3 protein-coding genes are annotated in these 3,242 nt (G+C 40.9%); 1 reads left to right on the top strand and 2 read right to left on the bottom strand.

Annotated elements, in window-relative coordinates; genetic code table 11:
• Positions 1 to 202: 202 nt before the first annotated feature.
• The gene (locus H6A32_RS15600; protein ID WP_087167979.1) at positions 203 to 1,192 is read right to left on the bottom strand and encodes a helix-turn-helix domain-containing protein; all 990 of its coding nucleotides are present in this window, start codon (positions 1,190 to 1,192) and stop codon (positions 203 to 205) included.
• Between the two features lie 133 nt (positions 1,193 to 1,325).
• On the bottom strand, positions 1,326 to 1,772 hold the full coding sequence (locus H6A32_RS15595) for a hypothetical protein (RefSeq protein WP_242960125.1): 447 nt from the start codon (positions 1,770 to 1,772) through the stop codon (positions 1,326 to 1,328).
• Positions 1,773 to 2,124: 352 nt separating this feature from the next.
• Between H6A32_RS15595 and H6A32_RS15590 the strand changes: the two genes are divergently transcribed.
• The gene (locus H6A32_RS15590) at positions 2,125 to 2,733 is read left to right on the top strand and encodes a hypothetical protein (RefSeq protein ID WP_087167980.1); all 609 of its coding nucleotides are present in this window, start codon (positions 2,125 to 2,127) and stop codon (positions 2,731 to 2,733) included.
• The last annotated feature ends 509 nt before the right edge of the window (positions 2,734 to 3,242 follow it).

Raw genomic sequence — 3,242 nt, 5'->3', positions numbered from 1 at the left:
TGGTTTTTCGTCAATTCCATTATACCAAACGGGACAGGTTTATGCCTTTTTTATTGGCTGAAATATTGAATTTTCAAGGTTCAACACACCGTATTGGTGTGGGAAGTTTTAGTTCTTTATTATATCACCCGCCATTCTTCCTGTCATATCCCTTACGTGAAAAAAGAGAGCAGATCCTGATTTGTCTGCTCTCCCTTTGCATCTATTTTCTCCTATTGTTCTCTATTGCATTCGCAATGGCGATCACCGCCGGGAATAATACGGCAGCTATCACCCAGACAATCCATCCTTCTTTCCAGCTTTCTGTCGGAAGACTAAATGACAGATAAATTGCTGTTGCGACCAACCAGTATACGGTTGTAATTACTGATTGGAAAGAACGATGCTCTTTCTTCGTTCTTGTGTAATCTCCTTCCTGAAGCAGTTTTTTAAAGCTTTCCCAAATAATCCCGACTGTGATGAAGAAAACAACACCAATTCCGGCGATTACAAATGAAATACAAAGCATCAAAGCCATAAGCAGGTCGTTGTCTTCATTAATAACTACACCGCCAAACAACGGGATCAAAGCCGTTACGCAAAGACATGCACCGATCATATTGCTTCTCACATAATCACTTTTAAACTGGTCTCTACGCTCTTTTACCATCCCGGTCACGCCGTACTCTGTCTCAAATACTTCCTTTTCCAGATATTCGTACGGTGCCGTTTTGCTGCCGCTGTGTATAAATATTGCCACAGCGATTGCAACCATGACCAACATAACAATCATACCGATACCGCCTGCAGTATTCTCCGACACATTCAGGCTTGCGATTTCACTGGCAGCTCCTAATAGAAGGAGGCACACCGGTGAAAGAATACATAAAAATGTAGCCCCGGCAATCGTCTTTGAAGTTTCTGCCTTTACTGAAAGAAACGCGTTGGCTTCTTCCATGGACACATTTCTTACCGATGTTTCTTCCATATCAGTAAGAATCGCTCCCGTCTCTTCGATCTCGTCTTTCAATAAGTAATCTGTGCTGACACCGAAAAGTCTTGACAGGCGTATCATTTTCTCCAGGTCAGGAACCGACTGGGCTCCTTCCCATTTCGAAACAGATTGTCTCGATACATTCATCTGTTCTGCCAGTTCTTCCTGTGACCATCCTGCTTTTTTACGAAGCCGGACCAATTTTTCTGCAAAAATCATATAGAATCCTCCCATGCATTATTTTTTATAGCCTGATTTTAGATTTTTTTGCAGTTGCATGCTACCAATCGGTGCTTTTCAATGTGTCAACTGGCAGTTGCATCTTCTGTAAACCCGCTTTTTTCGCTTTCTTTCATCTCTTCTTTATTTGATTGTGCACATGGCGGATTCCCGTGCCGATTCCCATTCCGATCAGAGAAACCATTGTACCTATTGGTATCATAATAAATTCCGGCAGATTGATTTTTTGAAACGTAATCATATTGGCCGCACTGAATGTCCCATATTCCGCAAGCATATACATCAGTCCAAATCCGAAGGCAATAAGCCATTTTTTCTGTCCCCAATAATCGTTCTTTCCGATGATCAGCGAAAGAATAAATGTAGTTACCGGGAGCAGTATCCACAGATACATAATACTGTACCCCAGCGCATCCGATCCGCTGCCGAACAACCAGAATGAAATCAGCGAAACCGCCCAGATCCCAAGATATACGCCAGCTAAAATCATCATCGACAGCTTATTTCTGCTTTTTACGATGTTCGTGCTCTCTTCCTGATAATTCAGATAGTTTGACATCGGTTTTTCCTCCTTTCTAAAGAAAAACCCCACGTTTACAATACTTTTACTCTATAGAAATTGTATCATAAACGTGGGCGTGTTATCAATGATGGACTAACCTAAGTCTACACCGAAATGACCGTCCATCCCGCATATCCGCAAGGCCGGAAATCACCTGATAATCCCCCTATTTCCACGCTCCCGGAATTGTGATAAAATGAAACCATAATAAAAAAGGGGCTAGATAGTGGAATAAACCATTTAAACCGGCGGACTTTAACGACACCATTGCGTAAGAACTAAAATGGGATTTAACTGAAGTTGCCAAATTCAAGGGCAGCCGTTTAGAACGTGGAGGAGGGACATCAATATGGCAAACATAAAACGCAAATGCGTTCTGATAGTCGTGATGCTTTTAGCGCTTGTTTTAGGTGCTTGTAATAGCAATACTGCGAAATCAGATCCTTATTCAGAGGTAGTGGAAATTGATGGACAATCTCTGACTATCACATTGGATGAAAATAACTTATCTGCCGGAACAATTACTTCGGAAAACGGAACGTATACATTTGAGTATGGAGTTTCCGGAAATAGCATTGTTTTTACAGTTAACTACCCCGATGGATATGTATTTTCCCAAACAGAAATTAACGGAGGATTTGCCACGCCGGCAGAGTATAATTCGATTGAAAGAAAAAACAAAGGCTATATTGACCTGTTCTCCCTCAATTATAGTATCGAGGGAGTAATGGACAATGCACGAGGAACCAGTAATAACGGTTCACCATCCATACTTCTTGCATTAGCACTAATTGGCGTTGGAGCGTGGAACTTTTTTGGAGCAAGAAGCGTATGGTATCTCTTTCGTGGTTGGTGGTATAAAAACGCAGAACCTTCGGATCTGGCACTCATGTTGTACCGCCTAGCAGGAGTATTTTTAATCTTCTCAGGTATAATATGTGCAATTGCGTCATTTTAATAAGCGATCGTATGGCAAAGCACGTTGCAAATTTGCCATTTACATAGGCCGCAAAAATCTGTGTCGCGCGGTTCAGTTCAAGATACCAAAAATACCGTCCATACGCATTGAGCAAAAATTTATTATTTAAATACCAGTCAAAATGCATCCCTGTAATTGCAAATTGTATCGCTTTTTTATAGTCCTTTTTTCGCAAGTCTCTGATTTCTATTCTCAAAACTTTCCCCCGCTTATGTCTCAATTTTTAAGCCGTTTTCCTTATTATATCATTCACTAGGTATCCTGTCATTTTCTTCTATAACATAACTTTTACCAGCCTAACTGAAATCGGTATGAAATCATTTTTCAATTTCTACGTTTTCATTTTCAGTTCCTGGATTTTTTTGAATAACCGTATGATATTGTCAAGATTAGTTGACACATTTTTCTCAAGGATATCACTGACTATGCAGCCACCTCCAAAGCCTCATAGTACTGCCTGCGTTTTACCATGGGAGGAAGGCCGCCAT

This window comes from Drancourtella massiliensis (assembly GCF_016900655.1).
Lineage (GTDB): Bacteria > Bacillota > Clostridia > Lachnospirales > Lachnospiraceae > Sellimonas > Sellimonas catena.
The sequence above is the reverse complement of the archived record's forward strand: the minus strand, read 5'-3'. Positions and strand labels throughout refer to the sequence as shown.

Coding starts and splice junctions, on each gene's coding strand:
- H6A32_RS15600 (WP_087167979.1), bottom strand. CDS start 1,192: ATGATTTTTGCAGAAAAATTGGTCCGGCTTCGTAAAAAAGCAGGATGG.
- H6A32_RS15595 (WP_242960125.1), bottom strand. CDS start 1,772: ATGTCAAACTATCTGAATTATCAGGAAGAGAGCACGAACATCGTAAAA.
- H6A32_RS15590 (WP_087167980.1), top strand. CDS start 2,125: ATGGCAAACATAAAACGCAAATGCGTTCTGATAGTCGTGATGCTTTTA.